This window comes from Streptomyces sp. NPDC104307 (genome assembly GCF_055584045.1).
Genome location: NZ_JBVJMU010000016.1, coordinates 23,352 through 43,308 on the forward strand (window position 1 = coordinate 23,352; position 19,957 = coordinate 43,308).

General features: G+C 71.2%; 11 protein-coding genes and 1 tRNA gene. 9 read left to right on the top strand and 3 right to left on the bottom strand.

The features are described 5' to 3' along the window. Positions 1-6 precede the first annotated feature (6 nt). Positions 7-7,422 carry a polymorphic toxin type 27 domain-containing protein gene (locus tag ACZ601_RS30480; RefSeq protein ID WP_469544102.1) on the bottom strand — a complete coding sequence of 2,472 codons (7,416 nt, stop codon included), beginning with the start codon at positions 7,420-7,422 and terminating at the stop codon, positions 7-9. A 401-nt stretch (positions 7,423-7,823) separates the two neighbouring features. Here ACZ601_RS30480 and ACZ601_RS30485 point away from each other — a divergent pair, with 401 nt between their 5' ends. Both ACZ601_RS30485 and ACZ601_RS30490 read left to right on the top strand, forming a co-directional pair. Beyond that, on the top strand, positions 7,824-9,203 hold the full coding sequence (locus tag ACZ601_RS30485; protein ID WP_469544105.1) for a cellulase family glycosylhydrolase: 1,380 nt from the start codon (positions 7,824-7,826) through the stop codon (positions 9,201-9,203). A 92-nt stretch (positions 9,204-9,295) separates the two neighbouring features. Continuing rightward, on the top strand, positions 9,296-9,691 hold the full coding sequence (locus ACZ601_RS30490; protein ID WP_469544108.1) for a VOC family protein: 396 nt from the start codon (positions 9,296-9,298) through the stop codon (positions 9,689-9,691). A 128-nt stretch (positions 9,692-9,819) separates the two neighbouring features. On the opposite strand, the gene ACZ601_RS30495 is transcribed toward ACZ601_RS30490, so the two are convergent. After that, complete coding sequence (locus ACZ601_RS30495; RefSeq protein WP_469544111.1) at positions 9,820-10,089, bottom strand: hypothetical protein; 270 nt, start codon at positions 10,087-10,089, stop codon at positions 9,820-9,822. A gap of 234 nt (positions 10,090-10,323) precedes the next feature. After that, positions 10,324-10,395: transfer RNA gene (locus ACZ601_RS30500), tRNA-Arg, on the bottom strand. 240 nt (positions 10,396-10,635) lie between these two features. Between ACZ601_RS30500 and ACZ601_RS30505 the strand changes: the two genes are divergently transcribed. From ACZ601_RS30505 to rho, 7 genes are all read left to right on the top strand, one after another. Continuing rightward, positions 10,636-11,070: a response regulator gene (locus tag ACZ601_RS30505; RefSeq protein WP_440572955.1), complete on the top strand. Its 435-nt coding sequence runs from the start codon at positions 10,636-10,638 to the stop codon at positions 11,068-11,070. Between the two features lie 66 nt (positions 11,071-11,136). Further along, positions 11,137-12,261, top strand: coding sequence for an ArgS-related anticodon-binding protein NrtL (gene nrtL, locus ACZ601_RS30510; RefSeq protein ID WP_469544114.1), 1,125 nt, complete (start codon positions 11,137-11,139; stop codon positions 12,259-12,261). 26 nt (positions 12,262-12,287) lie between these two features. After that, positions 12,288-13,679: a diaminopimelate decarboxylase gene (gene lysA / locus ACZ601_RS30515; protein WP_469544117.1), complete on the top strand. Its 1,392-nt coding sequence runs from the start codon at positions 12,288-12,290 to the stop codon at positions 13,677-13,679. Positions 13,680-13,805: 126 nt separating this feature from the next. Further along, complete coding sequence (locus ACZ601_RS30520; RefSeq protein WP_469544120.1) at positions 13,806-15,116, top strand: homoserine dehydrogenase; 1,311 nt, start codon at positions 13,806-13,808, stop codon at positions 15,114-15,116. Positions 15,117-15,122: 6 nt separating this feature from the next. Further along, entirely contained in the window at positions 15,123-16,193 is a 1,071-nt protein-coding gene (gene thrC, locus ACZ601_RS30525) for a threonine synthase (protein ID WP_440572959.1), read from the top strand. 277 nt (positions 16,194-16,470) lie between these two features. Beyond that, positions 16,471-17,388, top strand: a complete 918-nt coding sequence (gene thrB, locus ACZ601_RS30530) for a homoserine kinase (protein WP_327339056.1) — start codon at positions 16,471-16,473, stop codon at positions 17,386-17,388. A 391-nt stretch (positions 17,389-17,779) separates the two neighbouring features. After that, a complete protein-coding gene (rho, locus tag ACZ601_RS30535) occupies positions 17,780-19,858 on the top strand; it encodes a transcription termination factor Rho (RefSeq protein WP_469544123.1) in 2,079 nt (692 codons plus the stop codon). Positions 19,859-19,957: the final 99 nt, after the last annotated feature.

The following is a 19,957-nucleotide window of genomic DNA, read 5'->3' on the forward strand; positions in this document are numbered from 1 at the left end:
ATCTCCTCACTCATCGGGCACCAGCTCTCCGTTGGGGTACTTGAAGCGCTCCGGTTTCACCGTTACGACCTTGCCCTTGTCGTTGGTCATGTGCCACTCGATGGACGACCACGTGCGATTCTCAAGCCTGACGGCTGAGCGGAGCTTGATCATCTCCCATGCGGTTCCATAACCTTCGGACTGGATGACCGACCAGTCGCTGTTCTTGATCGTTTCCCCTCGCTGCAGAAGCAGCGCCAGTGCGTCGTCGGCGTTCTTGGCACCGGGGACACCGTCCAGGGACACCGAGATCTTCACGTTGGGGTTGGCCACCGCGTCCTCCACGCCCACCGTCCAGATGGCGCGCTGCCCCATTCCCAGGCCCGCGCTCAGTTCGGCCGAGTACTCGTCCCCGTTGAACGTGTGCGCGCCGGGGATGGTCTTGGCCAGATCGTCCGAGTAGGGGTTGACGCCGAGGACCACGTGGTCCCCGTCCTTCACCAAGTCCTTGAGGAACTTCCTCGCGCACTCGGTGACGTCGTCGGCGCCGGCCGCCGCGACGGAGAACACCGTGACCTTGAATGTCCGGGGGCCGAGCTTCGCGCACGCCTCGGAGAGCTTCCGGACGATACGGCTGATGATGCCGCTGACGGCACTCTCCGACAGGCCGAGGGTGCGCAGCGCCCGCCAGGCGTCGGTGAACGCGATGCCCGTCTTGAGGGAAGCGTCCAGCGCCGTCGCTGCGGCCGAAGCCGCCTTGAACAGCGCGCCGGCGACGAACATGCCCGCTACCCAGGCGCAGTCACCCCAGCTGCCGCCCGACGCGAAGGGATTGAGCTTCTTCGCGCAGCCGATGAAGTCACCGAGCAAGATGTCGATCGGATCGATGCCCGAGTTGAACTCGACCATCGTCAGCGTGTGAGACATCTCTTCGGTCTTGGCTTTTGAGACGTCGGTGCCGAGATAGATCGTGTCCGCGTCCGGGCAACTGCCCGAGTAGGTGCCCTGCTCGGCCAGACACATGAACACGTCGTAATGGGACTTGTAGGTGACATCGGCCGTGATCGTGCAGTTGCCGACGTGGATGATCGGGTTGCAGTTGTCCTTGACGACGTTCTTCGGTTCGCCGATGAACTCCATGTGGTCCAGGACCTGCCACACCCCACCGATCCCGGTGGTGGCGCCCTGGTTGATCTGCTCGGTGTTGTCGGCCTTCTCCGTGCGGTCCGCGGCCTCCTGAGCCTCGTTCGCCGCGTCCCACGCGCCCTCGGAGGCCTTCTCCGCCGCCGTCGCGTCGGTCTCCGCCTTGGTGGCGGTGGAGCGGGCACTGGCCGCGTCATCCTCGGCCTTGGTGGCCGTGGCGCGGGCCGAAGCGGCGTCGTGCTCCGCCTCGGTGGCCGCGCTGTCCGCCGCGGCCGCGTCGACCTGGGCGTCGTTCGACGCCGTCCAGGCCTTCGCCACGTCCGCGCCCGCCGACTCCGCGTAGCCGTCGGCACGCTTGGCCGAGGCCTGAGCGAGCTTCGAGTCCGCAGAGGCCTGGGTGGCCGAGGACTGGGCCCGCTGGTACGCCTTGGCGGCGCGGACCGCGTCGGACGCCGCTGCCGCGGACGCCTGCGCCGCGAGCTTCATGTCCGCCGCGGCCTTCGCGGCGAGGGCCTTCGCCTCCGCCGAGAACCCCTCCGCCATGTCGGCCGTGGCGCCGGCCGCGGCCGCCTGCTGCTGCGCGACCGTCAGGGACTGCTGGCCGAGAAGCGTCGCGAACGCGGCCGAGCTGTCGGTCTCCTGGTACGGACCGCCGAGCGAGATCGCCTCGTGCGCCGGCTTGTTCACCGCTGCCGCGGAGTCCCGCGCCGCGAGCGACGACTGCACCGCCGCGAGCGCCTTGCCCGCGGTGGTCGCCGCCCAGGACGCTGTCTGGACCGCCTCACTGCGGGCGGCCGCCGCCTCCTCCTTCGCTGTCTTGGCCGCGGCGGAGGCCTTCACCGACTCCTCCCTGGCGCCCTTGGCGTCGAGCGCCGCCGCCTCCGAGGCGTCGATGGCCTCGGCCGCCGCCGCGTGCGCCGCGGCGGCTGAACCGGCCGCCACCAGGTACGAGGCCCAGGTGGCGTCGGACGCCGCCTTGGCGCGCGCTGCCGCGCCCTGCGCCTTGGTGGCGGCCTCACGGGCGTTGGTGGCAGCGGTGGTGGCCGCGTTCGCCGAGGCGCGTGCGTGGGTGGCCGCCGTCGTCGCAGTGTCGGCGGCGCTACGGGCGTCGGTCGCGGCGGCACGGGCCGCCTCAGCGGCGTCCGTACCGTCCACAGCGGCGGCGTGCGCCTCCAGTGCAGCGGCCTTGGCCTTCAGCGAGTCCCGCCGCTGCTCGGCCTCAAGGGCGTCGCCACGGGCGGCGACCGCGTCGCGCTCCGCCTGCTCCGCGTCGGCCCTGCGGGACGACGCCGTGGCTCCGGACGCCTCCGCCGACGCACGCGCGTCCGAGGCTATCCGGCCCTGCGCGACCGCGTCCGCCTCATGACCGGCGGCCTTGTCCCGCTCGCTCTCCGCGGTGGCCCGGTAAGCCGCCGCGTTGGCGCGCTCCAACTCTGCGACAGCACGCGTCCGTTGGGCTTCGGCCGCGGCCTTACGGGCGTCCTCCTCCTCCGCCAGGGCGGTTTCCTTGGCCTTCTTGGCCGTGGCGGCGTTCGCCGCGGCCGAGGTCGCGTAGGCGTCGGCGCTGTCCGCCGCGGCCTTCGCCTGGGAGGCGGCCTCCTGCGCGGCGATACGGCGGAACTCGGTGTTCACCGCGTGCGCCTCGGTCTTCGCCAGGGCGAGCAGCGCCTCGGACGTCGACACGGTCGCGTTCGCCGCGTTCAGCGCGGTCTCCGTCGCCTTCGCGGCAGCCGTGGCGGCCGCACCCGAGGCGCGGGCGACCTGGACCGACTGCTGGGCGTAGAGCAGCCCTCGGCCGCGCGGCACCTCTGCGGCGTCCGCGATCGCCCAGGCCTGCTGCTGGCCGGTCACCGCGCGCTGCGCGGCGGCCTTGGCGGCGGTGGCCTGCTGCTGGGAGGCGGTGACGAGCGCCTGGACCTTGCCCCGGGCCTTCGCGAGGTCCGTCTTCGCCTTGTCGAAGAGGGACTGCTTCGGCTTGAGGATGTCGTCCGGGTCGTTCTCCAGCTGGTCGTGCCAGTACTTCTGCCAGCGCAGGATCTGGTCGGCGAGCCAGGCCTGGCCGATGGCCTCGACCATGTTGTCCGCGGCGGACCGGGTCGCGGCGGCGGCGTCGGCCTCCGCCTGCATGATGACCGCACGCGGCGCCGCCTGGCCGGCGTACTCCGCGTTCCACTCGGCCGAGGCCTGCGAGACGACCTCGCTCAGCGAGTTGCGCGGGTCCACCGGGTCCTGGTGGTTGCACGAGGCCCAGTCCTGCTTGAGGGTCTCGACCTCGACGCGGAACTCGGGGGAGTCCTCGGCGACCTTCTTGCCGAGGAAGCCGCCGTGCCGCAGGTAACTGCCGATGTCGGCCGAGGTCGTACCGCCGGAGTAGCGGGTTTCGCTCACATTGGAGGACCGCAGCATGACGTCGGCCTGGGCGTCGTGCCAGCTGTCCTTGCCCCGGTTCTGCTCGGTGACCTCGCGGGCCTTCGCCACCGCCTCGGCGCCGGCGTTGGTGTGGTCGTCCCAGCCCAGACGCTGGGACATCTGGGCCTGTGAGGCCAGGGTGAACCCGAGGATGTCCTCGCCGAACTCCGGCGCGTGCAGGGTGATCCCGTCGTCGAACGAGCTCATCGCGTACGGCCGGTTGGCGTCCTCCAGCAGGGCCTCGCGGGCCGCCATCGCGTCCCGGAAGGCGTAGCCGGCCTTCTCGTCCTGGTCCCGGGCCTGCCCCAGGGGCATGAACCCGATCCAGCCGACGTCACCGATGACGGCGTCCAGCTGTTCGTCCGTGCCGGTCAGGCCCTCGATGGCTTTGGCCTTCATCTTGGCGCCGCCCGCGTGCAGGGCGACTCCGGCGAGGCACTGGTTGAGGCGCGGGGTGGAGCGGACGTCACTGATGACGGCGGTCAGCTCGGTGAGCCGGCGCAGGGCGTTGTCGGCGTCGACGAATATCCGCCGGACGCCTTCGGAGACCTTCTCCACCGCCTGGGCGAGCGCGGGCACCCGGCCCACCGTCGCGACGGAGGAGGCGATGTCGACGAGATCCCAGAGGCAGTCCTCGACGTCGTAGCCGGCCAGGCACTCCTTCACATCGGCCGGGTCGAGCTCGTCGAACAGGATCTGTCCGCCGTTGGCCGTCGCCCACGCCACGAGGTCCACGGAAACGGCCTTCAGACCGGCCCGGTAGTCGTCGACACAGGTCTGGCCGCACGCGTCGAGGAGGATCTTCTCCTCGCGCTCGCCCAGGAGCGGCCAGTTGTCGGCGCCGCCCTTGATGGGCGTGACGCCCTCCGCGAGCGCGTCCTTGTGCGCGGCCTCGTTCTTCTCGCGCTGTTCCTTCTCGGCCTGCTCGGCCGCCTTCTCGGCGGCGGTGCTGTCGCCCTGCGCGTCGGACGCCTTGCCCTCGGCGTCCTTGGCGTCCTTCTCCGCCTGATCCGCCTTGTCCTGGGCTCCCTTGGCGGCTTCCCCGGCCCGGCCCGCCTTCTCGTTGGCCTCCGCGACATGCCGTTCGGCGTCGGTCGCCTCGCGGTCCGCCGCGTCGGCGGTGTCGCGCGCGTCGGTCGCGAGAAGAGCGGCACTGGCCGCGTCGGTACCCGCCTGCTCGGAGAATCCGGCCGCCTCGGTGGACGCGCTCTTGGCACCCTTGTGCGCGGCCGACGCCTCTGCGGCGGACGCCTGGGCGCGGGTCACGGCCTCGACGGCACGCACCGAATCGCTCGCGGCACGAGCGGCGGCCTCCGCGGCGAGCTTGGCGTCACCCGTGGCCTGCGTGGCAGCCTGCTGCGCGGACTCGGACGCCGCTGCCGCCTCCGTGGCCTTGGCCTCTGCGGCCGCCGCCTGCTGCTCGGCGATCGTCTTCGACGACTGGCCGACGAGCACGGCGAACGCGGCCGAACTGTCCGTCACCCGGTAGGGGGTTCCCACCGCGATGGCCTCGTTGGAAGCGGCGATCGCCTCCTTCGCGCTGTCACGCGCGGCCAGCGCCGCCTGTCCGGCAGCGTAGGCGCGCCCGAGCACGGTCGCGGCCGACTTCACGGCCGCTGCCGCTTCTGACCCGGCGGCCACCGACTCCTGCTCGGCCTTCTTGGCCAGTTCCGTGGCGTTCCCCGACGCCGTGGCGGCGTTGTCCGCGAGGAGCGCCGCGTCCTGCGACGCGTCCAGCGCCACGGCAGCGGCCGCGTACGCGGAAGAGGCCGCGCCGAGCGATGTGCGGTACGCCGACCACGCCTTGACCGCGTCGGCCTCGGCACGCCCGGCGGCGCCCTCCGCCTTGGTCGCGGCGGTCCGCGCGCCGACGGCGGCGGTGGTCGCCTCGTCCGCCGCGGTCTGCGCGGCGGTGGCGGCCTGGACCGCCTGGTTCGCCGCCGTACGGGCGGCGGTGGCCGCCGCCCGGGTCTCGGCGGACGCGGCAGTGCCCTCGGCCGCGGTGGCCGCCGCTTCGAGCGCGGCGGCGCGGGCCGCGACGGCCTGCTTCGCCTGGAGCGCGACGACGGCCTTCTCCCGCGCGGTCTGCGCGGCCTTCGCCTTCTCGGTGGCGACCTTGCGCTTCGCCGTCGCGTCGGTCTTCGCCGTCTCGGCAGCCGCATCGGCGCTGCTGGCCGTCGTCTGCTGGGTCGTCGCCCGCCGCTCGGCCTCCTGCGCCTTGGCCCGCTCGGTGGCGGCAGTGGCGCGGGAGGCGGCCGCGTTGGCCTTCTCCGTCTGCGCCTTGGCGCGCTCGGAAGCGGCGGTGGCAGCGGCCGTCTCGGCCTTGTTCCGCTTCTGCTCCGCCGTCGTGCGGGCGTCCTTCGCCGTCTTCGCGCTGTCGGCGGCGGCCCCGGCGTTGGTCTCTGCGCTATCGGCGGCGGCCTTCGCCTGGGCGGCGGCCTCCTCGGCGGCGACCCGGCGGAACTCGGTGCTGATGGCGTGCGAGTCGGTCTGCGCCTTGGCGAGCAGGGCGTCCGCGTTCGCGATCGTCGCGTTGGCGGCGGAGAGCGCGGTCTCGGTCGCCTTCGAGGCGGCCGTGGCGGCGGCCGCGGAGGCGCGGGCCACCTGGACCGACTGCTGGGCGTACATCAGGCCCCGCCCGCGCGGAACATGGGCGCTGTCCGCGACGGCCCAGGCCTCCTGTTGCGCGGTCGCTGCCTTCTGCGCCGCCGTGGCGGCCTTGCCCGCCTGCGACTTGGCCGAGACGACCAGGGCGGCCACCTTGGTACGGGCGGCGCCCAGGTCGGCGGTGGCCTTGTCGTAGAACGCCTTGTCGGGCTTGTCGAAGATCGTCTCGGGGTCGTTGGCGAGCTCGTCCTGCCAGTACTTGCGCCAGGTCAGGATCTGCTCGACGATCCAGGCCTGCCGGATGGCCTCGACCATGTCGTTGGTCGCGGCCTGGGTCGCCGCTGCGGCGTCGGCCTCCGCCTGGATGACCGCCGCCCGCTGCGGGGCCTGCCCCGCGTACTCCGATTCCCACTCGACCATCGCGCTCATGAGCGGGGCGTTGAGGTTGCGGCGCGGGTCGATCGGGTTCTGGTAGTCGCAGGCCGCCCAGGCCTGCTTGAGGTCCTCGACCTCGACGCGGTACTCGGGCGAGCCCTCGGCCGGTGCCTCGGTCGCGTATCCGCCGCGCCGCAGGTAGGCGCCGATGTCGCTGGAGGTGGTACCGCCCGAGTACTTGTATCCGACGTCCCGCAGCATCCAGTCGGCCGAGGCGTCGTCCCAGCTGTCCTTGCCCTGGTTCTCGTCGGCGATCGCGTGAGCCCGCGCGATCGCTTCGTCGCTGGCCTCGCTGTGGCCGTCCCAGCCGAGCGGGGAGACGAGCTGGACCTTGTTGATCGCGGTGAAGTAGTTCACGTCCGCGCCGAAGGAGGGCGCGTGCCACTCCATGTCGTCGCTGGCCCACGCGGACTCGCGGTAGGGCTTGTTGGCCTCGTCGAGCTCTTCGGTACGCAGGTCCATGGCGTCCCGGTAGGCCTTGCCGTCGTCCTCGTCGGCGGTTCCGGCCGTGCCCAGGGGGCCGAAGCCGATCCAGCCGATGTCGCCGATGGCCTCACGGAGCTGCCCGTCGGTGCCGGTCAGGGCCTCGATGGCCTTGGCCTTCATCTGCGGTCCGCCGACGTGCAGCGCCACCCCGGCGAGGCAGCGGTCACGCCGTGGGGACTCGCCGACGCTGTTGCGGCTGGCCCCGGTGTCCTCCTCCGGTGCCGGGGCGGCCAGCGCCTGCGGAGCCTGAATCACACCCATCAGCACGGCTGCGGCGGTGACGAGAGCCGTCGCACTGGTGGCTCTGGTCAGAGCGGAACGTATGCGACGCCGGCGTCTGCCGACGTCTCTGAGCATTGACATGTCTGCCTTGCAATCTCTAGACCGTTCGGCAGCACTTCTGCATGAGCATGACAGGCGATCCGCTGTCCGGGTCAGACTCCCCGCGGCGCGACAACTGCCGGCGTGCTCGCCTCTTCCACACGTCGACGCTGCCGCTTGCTCCGTGAGAGTGCCATGAACACGCCTTCACGTGAAGGTTGAATGATCTTCACTAACCGGGCACAGGATTCACTAGTGGGCAAAGTGATCCACATGTTGATCATCTTGTTATCCATCACCGCTCCCAGCGGTCGGATGTCTTCCGCGCCGTCGGCGTACGGGTGTACGGTCTCGGGCCAACGGAGAAATGGGAGCGCTCCCATATTCGTTGTGACCCCCATGGCTCCCGTCGTCGTTGTCCGCTTCGCACGAGGAGGAACGCCTTGAAACGCTTTCTCGCCTTACTGGCGACCTGCGCGACGGTCCTGGGCCTCACCGCCCTGGTCGCCCCCCAGCCGGCGGTGGCCGCCACCGGCTGCCGGGTCGACTACACGGTCACCAACACCTGGCAGGGCGGCTTCCAGGCCGCGGTGAAGATCACCAACCTGGGCGCCCCCGTCGCCGGCTGGAAGCTCGGATTCGCCATGCCGGACGCGGGGCAGCGGCTCGCGCAGGGCTGGAACGCCACCTGGTCGCAGTCCGGCTCCGCCGTCACCGCCACCGCCGCCGCCCCGGACTGGAACGCCGCGCTGGCCACCGGCGCCGCGGCAGAGCTCGGTTTCACGGGCACGTTCTCGGGCGCCAACCCGGCCCCCTCCGCGTTCACGCTCAACGGCGTCCCCTGCACGGGCTCCGACGACGGGCCCCCGCCCGTCGGGGACGACGGCACCCCCGTCGGGATCAACGGACAGCTCCACGTCTGCGGAGTGAACCTCTGCAACCAGTACGACCGCCCCGTACAGCTGCGGGGCATGAGCACGCACGGCATCCAGTGGTTCAGCCAGTGCTACAACGCCGCCTCGATGGACGCGCTGGCCCACGACTGGAAGGCGGACCTCCTGCGCATCGCCATGTACGTACAGGAAGACGGCTACGAGACCGACCCGGCGGGCTTCACGGACCGCGTGAACGGCCTCGTCGACATGGCCGAGGACCGGGGCATGTACGCCCTGATCGACTTCCACACCCTGACGCCGGGCGATCCGAACTACAACCTCGACCGCGCCAAGACGTTCTTCGCCTCCGTCGCCGCCCGCAACGCCGACAAGGCGAACGTGATCTACGAGATCGCCAACGAGCCCAACGGCGTGAGCTGGCCGGCCATCAAGAGCTACGCCGAACAGGTCATCCCGGTCATCCGGGCCGCCGACCCGGACGCCGTGATCGTGGTCGGCACCCGAGGCTGGTCCTCGCTGGGAGTCTCCGACGGCTCCAGCGAGAGCGAGATCGTCAACAACCGCGTCAACGCCACCAACATCATGTACACGTTCCACTTCTACGCCGCGAGCCACAAGGACAACTACCGCGCGGCAGTGAGCCGGGCCGCCGCGCAACTGCCTCTGTTCGTAACCGAGTTCGGCACGGTCAGCGCCACCGGCGGTGGAGCGATGGACCGGGCTAGCACCACGACCTGGCTGGACCTGCTCGACCAGCTGAAGATCAGCTACGCGAACTGGACCTACTCCGACGCTCCGGAGAGCAGCGCCGCATTCCAGCCCGGAACCTGCGACGGCGGCGACTACAGCAGCAGCGGCGTACTGACCGAGTCCGGAGCACTGCTCAAGGACCGGATCAGCACTCCGGACCACTTCCCGACCGGCTGACGGTTCCGTGCGGGCGGCGGCGGAACGGGGCCGCCCGCACGGGCCACGGCCGGACGGTACGGTGGGCCCCGTCCGCACGGTCTGGGGGAGTTATGGCAAGCAGGTTCACCGAGTTGAGTGTTGACTGCCACGATCCGGAGCGGCTCGCGGCCTTCTGGTGCGAGGTGCTGGATTTCAAGGTGATCGACCGGAGTGAGGACAAGGTCGAGATCGGTTCCTGGGAGCCGACCGTCGAGGATGTCCGGGCCGGTCAGATGCCGCCCACCGTGGTGTTCATCCAGGTGCCCGAGGGCAAGACGATGAAGAACCGGCTGCACCTCGACGTCAGCCCGATCGACCGCAGCACGGAGGACGAGGTGAGCCGATTGCTCGGTCTCGGCGCCACCAGGGCGGACGTGGGCCAGGGCCCGGACCGGAGCTGGGTGGTCATGGCAGACCCGGAGGGCAACGAGTTCTGCGTCCTGCGCACCCTGGCGCCGCAGAACTAGGGCCTGGACGCGGACCGGTCGGCCGACGGTTCTTCCTCAGCCCCTCGGGACATCAACGGCTGCCCGGACTGTGCCGCGGAGAGACGGGCGTGCGCGATGCCGACCCGGCGCCCTGAGTTCGTGCGGACCTAGGTGATGTCGGCCATGATGAACATCACCGCCAACAGCGTCCCCGCCAGGCCGCACAGCCCGACGAACGCACCTGTGCAGCGAAAGAGCGCCACGGGCCAGATGATGGGCGCGGCGCCGAGCATTCCCTGGGCCTGCCGTTGCAGGTCGACGTTCTCTTCGCGGCGCCGCGCCATCGTGTGGGCGGCACCTCGAATGTTCAGGGCGACCCGAGTGCCGCCTATCGTGAAGACCAGGGCAACGATCAGCCCCGCAATCATGCCGAACATGTTCCCCCCATGACGCGCGCACTCCGGATGGTGCGGCGCAATCCGCCCGGAGGTTAGCAGCCGGATCGGGGATGGGCGGGATCGAGGGCTCAGCCAGAGCCGCAGCTGAGCCGACGCCCGTGGTCGCTGGTCTCACGCAACGACAAAAGAGCCGGACCCAGTGAAACTGGGTCCGGCTCTCGAAGTCTGGCACTTCACCTGTCCAGCGCCGCAATCACGCTGTTCCGGTGAAAGTGCCCCCGGCAGGATTCGAACCTGCGCACCCGGCTCCGGAGGCCGATGCTCTATCCCCTGAGCTACGGGGGCGTATCGCGGTGTTGCTCTGCGACGGGTGAAACACTACCAGCTTCGACGGGGTGGCCGTGAACAGGTATTTCCGAGCCGCCGCCGAGCCGCCACGGAGCCGCCGCCGAGGTGTCGCGCGGGTCCCGCGAGCCCCGCCCGACCCGTCGCACACACATCCGGCCAACCTGTGCCGCCATCCGTCCGGGGACGGAAGTGGGCAAAACCCGGACGCAGCCACTCCGGCCCGCCTACTCTCGAAGGGTGTCAGTGGCGTCCGGCCGCGTGCTTGTTGTCGACGACAACAAGGTCATCCGGCAGTTGATCAGGGTCAATCTTGAGCTTGAGGGCTTCGAGGTCGTGACCGCGGCCGATGGTGTCGAGTGTCTGGATCTGGTGCATCGGGTCAGTCCCGATGTCATCACGCTCGATGTCGTCATGCCTCGGCTGGACGGTCTGCAGACGGCCACCAGACTCCGCTCCGATCCGCGGACCCGGCAGCTGCCCGTCGCGATCATCAGCGCCTGCACGCCGTACGAGGTGGACAACGGCGTGGCGGCTGGGGTGGACGCGTTCCTGGCGAAGCCCTTCGAGCCGAGCGAGCTGGTGCGGGTCGTACGACAGTTGATGGAGCGCGGCAGGCCGCCCGCGCTCGACGGCAGGCAGGGTGCCGGGCGGGCGGAGAGCGCCGCCGGCTGACCGGCTGCTGACCGGATGGCGAAACCGGTTCGCGAAAGGCCCCCCTCCCTCCCATACGCTTGTCCCGTGACCCCCGCCGATCTCTCCTCGACCGTGCTGCACGCCGTGCGCCGCGCGGTCGACGAGGACGCCTTGCGCGCGCCCGTGCCCGCGCGCGTGCGAGTGGAGAGGACGCGGCCGGGCGGGCGCGGCGACTACGCCAGTGCCGTCGCCCTCCAGCTGGCCGGGCCCGCCGCACTGCCCCCGCGTGAGGTGGCCGAGATCCTTCGGGCGCGCATGGCCGGGGCGCCCGGGATCGGGCGGGTCGAGATCACCGGCCCCGGTTTCCTGAACTTCACGCTCGACGCCCCTGCCGACGCCCACGGCGCACTCGTCCAGCAGGTGCTGGAGCAGGGGTCGCGCTACGGACACGGCGACGCGCTCGCCGGGACGCCGCTGCAATTCAGCCACCCCCGCGAGGTCCGGGCCGCCGTCACCGCCGACGCGGTGCGCAGGCTCGTACGGTCGCAGGGCGCACCCGTACGCATCAGCTGTGACGAGGTCTCCGACCCGGACTGGGCGCGCCTGGGCATCGCCGTCGATGCCCACGGGCGGCCCCCCGTCCCGTTGACGGAGATCCGGCCGGTCCCGGCCGGTGCCGCCGCCGGTGAGCTGCTGGAGCGGCTCGGGCCCGACGCCACCCGCTGGGGGCTCCTCCGGCCCGCCGGTCACGACCGCGCCCCCCTCGGGGACGAACTCCTCGTCCAGGGCGAGGGCAACCCCCTCTTCCTGGTCCGCTACGCGCACTCCCGCGCCCACGCGCTCACCCTCGGCGCCCAGCGGCTCGGGTTCACCAGCGACCCCGGCAACCCCGGCAACCCCGGCAACCCCGGTGACGCCGGTAACCCCGGCGGCCCCGGTGACGCCGCATCCGAGGAGCCCGAGGCGCTAGCGCTCCTCGCCCTCATCGCCGACCACCCCGCCGTCCTCGCCGCCGCCGCCCGGCACCGCGCGCCCGACCGGCTCGCCCGCCACCTCGAAGCGGTCGCGCACGCGTTCTTCGACTTCCACGACGCCGCGTCACCGCTCCCCGTCGGGGACGAGAAACCCTCGGCCGCCCACCGCGCCCGGCTGGCCCTCGCCGAAGCCGCCGGGACGGTGCTGGCAGGCGGCCTGTCCCTGCTCGGCGTCAGCGCGCCCCCGTACCTCTGAGAGACCCGAGAGAGCAGAGCAACACGATGAGCCGATCCGCACACCCCGCCGGTCCCCGTCACGCCGACGTCATGACCGAGGGCCACTACTCCGCCCCGGCCGAGGACCTCAACGTCCTCGACGAGAAGGTCTGGTCCCGCACCGTCACCCGCGACGAGCACGGCGCGCTGACCGTCGGCGGGATCGAAGTCGCCCGGCTGGCAGAGGAGTTCGGCACCCCGGCCTACTTCCTCGACGAGGCCGACTTCCGGGACCGCTGTCGCGCCTGGTCCGACGCCTTCGGCCCCGGCGCCGACGTCTTCTACGCGGGCAAGGCCTTCCTCTCCCGCGCGGTCGTGCGCTGGCTGAAGGAGGAGGGCCTCAACCTCGACGTCTGCTCCGGCGGTGAGCTGACCACCGCCCTGGACGCCGGGATGCCCGCCGAGCGCATCGCCTTCCACGGCAACAACAAGACGGTCGACGAGATCGAGCGGGCCGTCACGGCGGGCGTCGGGCGGATCGTGCTCGACTCCTTCCAGGAGATCGTCCGGGTCTCCCACATCGCGCAGCGGCTCGGCCGTCGCCAGCCGGTACAGATCCGGGTGACCGTCGGCGTCGAGGCCCACACCCACGAGTTCATCGCCACCGCGCACGAGGACCAGAAGTTCGGCATCGCGCTGGCCGGGGGACAGGCCGCGGAAGCGGTCCGGCGGGCGCTCACCCTCGACGGGCTCGAACTGATCGGCATCCACTCGCACATCGGCTCGCAGATCTTCGACATGGCCGGCTTCGAGGTCTCCGCCCGGCGCGTGGTGCAGCTGCTGGCCGAGGTCCGCGACGAGCACGGCGTCGAGCTGCCCGAGATCGACCTCGGCGGCGGCCTCGGCATCGCGTACACCTCGGACGACGACCCGCGCGAGCCGCACGAGATCGCCAAGGCGCTCGGTGACATCGTGACCCGCGAGTGCGAGGCCGCCGGGCTCGCCACCCCCCGGATCTCCGTCGAGCCGGGCCGCGCCATCGTCGGACCGACCGCCTTCACGCTGTACGAGGTCGGCACGATCAAGCCCCTGGAGGGGCTGCGGACCTACGTCAGCGTCGACGGCGGCATGTCCGACAACATCCGCACCGCCCTGTACGACGCCGAGTACAGCGTCGCGCTCGTCTCCCGTACCTCGGACGCGGAGCCGATGCTCGTCCGGGTCGTGGGCAAGCACTGCGAGAGCGGCGACATCGTCGTCAAGGACGCCTTCCTGCCGTCCGACCTGGCCCCCGGCGACCTGATCGCCGTGCCCGCCACCGGCGCGTACTGCCGTTCCATGGCGAGCAACTACAACCACGCGCTGCGCCCGCCGGTCGTCGCCGTGCGCGACGGCGGGGCCCGGGTCATCGTCCGGCGCGAGACGGAGGAAGATCTCCTGCGACTCGACGTCGGCTGACGCCGTATTTCCCGGGGCACACCCCAGGTCCCCCATAAACATCTCAGGATCCGGACGGGTGGCGGGGAACGCCCGTCCGGTGAGTGAGACTGGTCCATACATCAGATGTAAAGGAAACGAGGTCGGATGATGCGTACGCGTCCGCTGAAGGTGGCGCTGCTGGGCTGTGGAGTGGTCGGCTCAGAGGTGGCGCGCATCATGACGACGCACGCCGACGACCTCGCCGCGCGCATCGGCGCGCCGGTGGAGCTCGCCGGCGTCGCCGTGCGCCGGCCCTCCAAGGTGCGCGAGGGCATCGACCCCGCACTGATCACCACCGACGCGACGGCCCTGGTCAAACGGGGCGACATCGACGTCGTCATCGAGGTCATCGGGGGCATCGAGCCCGCCCGCACGCTCATCCGCTCCGCCTTCGAGTACGGCGCCAGTGTCGTCTCCGCCAACAAGGCGCTCCTCGCGGAGGACGGCGCCGCCCTGCACGCCGACGCCGAGAAGCACGGCCGGGACCTCTACTACGAGGCCGCCGTGGCAGGCGCCATCCCGCTCGTCCGGCCGCTGCGCGAGTCCCTGGCCGGTGACAAGGTCAACCGGGTCCTCGGCATCGTCAACGGCACCACGAACTTCATCCTCGACAAGATGGACACCAGCGGCGCCGGGTACTCGGAGGCGCTCGACGAGGCCACCGCGCTCGGCTACGCGGAGGCCGACCCCACCGCCGACGTCGAGGGCTTCGACGCCGCAGCCAAGGCCGCGATCCTGGCCGGTATCGCCTTCCACACCCGGGTGAAGATCGGTGACGTGCACCGCGAGGGCATCACCGAGGTCACCGCCGCCGACATCGCCTCCGCCCGCCGCATGGGCTGCACCGTCAAGCTCCTCGCGATCTGCGAGCGCGCCACCGACGGCCGCTCGGTCACGGCCCGCGTGCACCCCGCGATGATCCCGCTCAGCCACCCGCTCGCCTCCGTCCGCGAGGCGTACAACGCGGTGTTCGTCGAGGCGGAGGCCGCCGGGCAGCTGATGTTCTACGGCCCCGGCGCCGGTGGCGCGCCCACCGCCTCCGCGGTCCTCGGCGACCTCGTCGCGGTCTGCCGCAACAAGCTCAACGAGGCCCCGGGCCCCGGCGAGTCCGCGTACACGCGTCTGCCGGTCAGCCCCATGGGCGACGTGGTCACGCGGTACCACATCAGTCTCGACGTGGCCGACAAGCCTGGCGTACTCGCCCAGGTCGCGACGGTCTTCGCCGAACAGGGCGTATCCATCGATACGGTCCGCCAGCAGAGCCGGCCTGACAGTCAGGAACCCGACGGCGAGGCTTCGCTCGTCGTCGTCACCCACCGCGCGCCCGACGCCGCCCTCTCGGGGACGGTCGAGGCGCTGCGCAAGCTCGACACCGTACGTGGTGTCGCCAGCATCATGCGTGTTGAAGGGGAGTAAGGACCCATGACCACCAAGGGCACCCACCAGTGGCGCGGCATCATCGAGGAGTACCGGGACCGTCTCCCGGTCACGAGCACGACGCCGGTCGTCACGCTCCGTGAGGGCGGCACGCCGCTCGTACCGGCTCAGGTCCTCTCCGAGCGCACGGGCTGCGAGGTGCACCTCAAGGTCGAGGGCGCCAACCCCACCGGTTCCTTCAAGGACCGCGGAATGACCATGGCGATCACCCGGGCCAAGGAGGAGGGCGCGCAGGCCGTCATCTGCGCCTCCACCGGCAACACCTCCGCCTCCGCCGCCGCGTACGCGGTCCGTGCGGGCATGGTCTGCGCCGTCCTGGTACCGCAGGGCAAGATCGCGCTCGGCAAGATGGGCCAGGCGCTCGTGCACGGCGCGAAGATCCTCCAGGTCGACGGCAACTTCGACGACTGCCTGACGCTGGCCCGCTCGCTCTCGGACAACTACCCGGTGGCGCTGGTCAATTCGGTCAACCCGGTCCGTATCGAAGGCCAGAAGACGGCCGCCTTCGAGATCGTCGACGCGCTCGGCGACGCCCCGGACATCCACGTCCTGCCGGTCGGCAACGCGGGCAACATCACCGCGTACTGGAAGGGGTACACCGAGTACGCCGGGGACGGCCTGTCCACGCACAAGCCGCGGATGTGGGGCTTCCAGGCCTCCGGCTCCGCGCCCATCGTGCGTGGCGAGATCGTCAAGGACCCGTCGACCATCGCCACCGCCATCCGGATCGGCAACCCGGCCTCCTGGCAGTTCGCGCTCAACGCGCGCGATGAGTCGGGCGGCTCCATCGATGAGGTGACGGACCGGCAGATCCTTTCCGCCTACCGGCTGTTGGCCTCCCAGGAGGGCGTCTTCGTGGAGCCCGCGTCGGCGGCCTCCGTCGCCGGTCTGCTCAAGGCCGCGGAAGAGGGCAAGGTCGACCGGGGCCAGCGCATCGTCTGCACGGTCACCGGCAACGGCCTCAAGGACCCGGACTGGGCCGTCGCGGGCGCCCCCCAGCCGGTCACCGTCCCGGTCGACGCGGTCGCCGCCGCCGAGAAGCTGGGCCTCGCGTAGGACGCACCGCGCGGCGGCCGTGCGGTGCCTGGTGCGCACCGCGCGGCCGCGGCAGCGGATTCGTCAGGAAGCCGGCCCAACCGCCCTTTTCGCGGCGGAGAGCGCACCGCCGACGGGCGACACGCATCGTGCGCCTCCTGTGCGCCCTATGTCGCCACAGAACCTTCCTTCGATAAGCTGTACCCAACCCACCCCGCCGCATATGACCGGGGTGCGCGCGAATATCTCTTAGCACTTCGGAATTCCCCGCCGCCTCACAAGGAGAGTCGTCAGAGCGATGGCCGGTCCCGCCTTCCGAGCCGCCGCCGTACGGGTGCGCGTCCCCGCAACCAGCGCCAACCTGGGTCCGGGCTTCGACGCCCTCGGCCTGTCGCTGGGGCTCTACGACGACGTCGTCGTCCGCGTCGCCGACGCCGGACTGCACATCGACATCGCCGGCGAGGGCGCGGACACGCTGCCCCGCGACGAGAACCACCTGCTCGTACGGTCCCTGCGCACCGCCTTCGACCTGCTCGGCGGACAGCCCCGCGGCCTGGAGATCGTCTGCGCCAACCGCATCCCGCACGGCCGGGGCCTCGGCTCGTCCTCCGCCGCCATCTGCGCCGGCATCGTCGCCGCCCGCGCCGTGACGACCGGCGGTGACGCCCGGCTGGACGATGCCGCCCTGCTGGAGCTCGCCACCGAGATCGAGGGCCACCCGGACAACGTCGCGGCCTGTCTCCTCGGCGGGTTCACGCTCGCGTGGATGGACGGCGGATCGGCCCGCGCCATCAGGATGGATCCCGCTGATTCCATCGTTCCGGTGGTTTTCGTCCCCGGCAACCCGGTGCTCACGGAGACCGCCCGCGGACTGCTGCCGCGCACCGTTCCGCATGTCGACGCCGCCTTCAACGCGGGCCGTGCCGCACTGCTCGTCGAGGCCCTGACCAGGCGCCCCGAGCTGCTGCTCACCGCCACGGAGGACCGGCTGCACCAGGAATACCGCTCCCCGGCGATGCCGCAGAGCGTGGAACTCGTGAACCGACTGCGCGCGGACGGCGTCCCCGCGGTCATCTCCGGTGCCGGGCCGACCGTGCTGGCACTGGCCGAGGACGGTGCGGCCGACAAGGTCGCACGGCTGGCGGGCGAGGGCTGGGCGGCCAACCGGCTCACTCTCGACGCCCAGGGTGCGAGCGTGCTGCCGCTCGCCCCGTAGCCGAGAAGTGATTGCCGGTGCGTGAGAGGGGGAATGTTTGTTGGAGCCGGTAGTGTTAACCTCAAGTCTGCAATCGACGTCTATGTGGCGCGTTGCTTCGTGTCCCTTTCCGGGACCACCATTTCTTCCGGGAGCCTCCCCAACTGCCTGAGCAGCCTGCCTGAGCAGTTTCGAGCACGCTCCGGAACCGGCACGACACCCTCTCGCTCGTCCAGGAGTGGGCCGAGCAGGGGGATGCTCGCGCCGGGCCCATGCACACGTTCATCTCTCCGCCGCACCTACCCGGCGGACCACCGCCCCGGCACGGTCCGCACAACCAAAGACCGCAGTCGGACAGCACAACCGGTCGCCGAGCCAGAAGGCCGACGTCCGCTCCAGGGAAGGACCCTTCGTGAGCGACACCACCGATCTGATGGGCGTGACTGCCGACAAGAGCGTCGACAGCGCCGCGCCCGCCGAAGGTGCTGCCACTGGCACCACCGCACGGCGCCGCCGCTCCGGCACCGGCCTTGACGGCATGGTCCTGGCCGAGCTGCAGCAGGTCGCGTCCGGCCTCGGCATCAAGGGCACCGCGCGGATGCGCAAGAGCCAGCTGATCGAGGTCATCAAGGAGGCCCAGGCCGGCGGCTCCTCCGCGCCCAAGGCCGCCAAGGCCGCCGCCGCGGCCCCTGCGGAAGAGGCCGGGACCAAGCCGAAGCGCCGGGCCACCTCCAAGGCGCGCACCGGTGCCGAGGAGGCCCCGGCCGCCACTGCCGCCGACAAGACCGCGGACCAGCAGCAGATCGACATCCCCGGTCAGCCGGCCAGTGACGAGCAGCCTGCGGGCGAGCGCCGTCGTCGCCGTGCGACCGCCCAGGCGGGCAGCCCGGAGACCAAGGCGGACGCCAAGGCGCAGGCCAAGGACCGTACGCAGGACGAGCCGAAGCGCGAGGCAGCCGCGGAGGACCGCTCCGAGCCCAAGGCCGAGGCCGCCGCGGACAACGCGGAGGGCCGCAGGGGCGACCGCCAGGACCGGGGCCAGCGCGGCGAGCGTGGTGACCGCGGCGACCGCAGTGACCGCGGTGACCGTCGCGAGCGCCAGCGCGACCGTCGCGGCAAGGGCGGCGACGAGCAGGGCGGTGGCCAGGGCGGCCAGCGTCAGCGCCAGGGCCAGGGCCAGGGGCAGAACCAGGGCCAGGGACAGAACCAGGGCCAGCAGGGCGGCGGCGGACCGCAGGACGACTTCGACGACGAGGGCGGCCGGCGCGGCCGGCGCGGCCGTTACCGCGACCGCCGCGGCCGCCGTGGCCGCGACGACTTCGCCAGTGACGCGCCGCCGGTCACCGACGACGACGTCCTGATCCCCGTCGCGGGCATCCTGGACATCCTCGACAACTACGCGTTCATCCGGACCTCCGGCTACCTGCCGGGCCCGAACGACGTGTACGTGTCGCTCGCCCAGGTCCGCAAGAACGGCCTGCGCAAGGGTGACCACGTCACCGGTGCGGTGCGCCAGCCCAAGGACGGCGAGCGCCGCGAGAAGTTCAACGCGCTGGTCCGCCTCGACACGGTCAACGGCATGGCGCCCGAAACCGGCCGTGGCCGCCCGGAGTTTCAGAAGCTGACGCCGCTCTACCCGCAGGACCGGCTCCGCCTGGAGACCGACTCCAACGTCCTGACGACGCGGATCATCGACCTGGTCGCCCCCATCGGCAAGGGCCAGCGAGGCCTGATCGTGGCCCCGCCGAAGACCGGTAAGACCATGATCCTCCAGGCGATCGCCAACGCGATCACGGTCAACAGCCCCGAGTGCCACCTGATGGTCGTCCTGGTCGACGAGCGTCCGGAGGAAGTCACCGACATGCAGCGGTCGGTCAAGGGCGAGGTCATCTCCTCGACCTTCGACCGTCCCGCCGAGGACCACACCACCGTCGCCGAGCTGGCCATCGAGCGCGCCAAGCGTCTCGTCGAGCTGGGTCACGACGTGGTCGTCCTGCTGGACTCGATCACCCGTCTGGGCCGCGCGTACAACCTCGCCGCCCCGGCCTCCGGCCGCATCCTGTCCGGTGGTGTCGACTCGACCGCGCTGTACCCGCCGAAGCGCTTCTTCGGTGCCGCGCGCAACATCGAGGACGGCGGCTCGCTGACCATCCTGGCCACCGCGCTCGTCGAGACCGGCTCGCGCATGGACGAGGTGATCTTCGAGGAGTTCAAGGGCACCGGCAACATGGAGCTCAAGCTCGACCGCAAGCTCTCCGACAAGCGCATCTTCCCGGCGGTGGACGTCGACGCGTCCAGCACCCGTAAGGAAGAAATCCTGCTCGGCACCGACGAGTTGGCGATTACCTGGAAGCTGCGCCGGGTGCTCCACGCGCTGGACCAGCAGCAGGCGATCGAGCTCCTCCTGGACCGGATGAAGAAGACCCAGTCCAACGCGGAGTTCCTGCTCCAGATCCAGAAGACGACACCGGCCCCGGGTAACAACGACTAGGGCCTGTCCGGCGGATCAGGGGCGGATAGGGCGCGGTGTCTGGTGCGGTGCATCGCAAGGCGCCGGAGCGTCTCGATAGCGGAGCTATTGGGGCGTTTC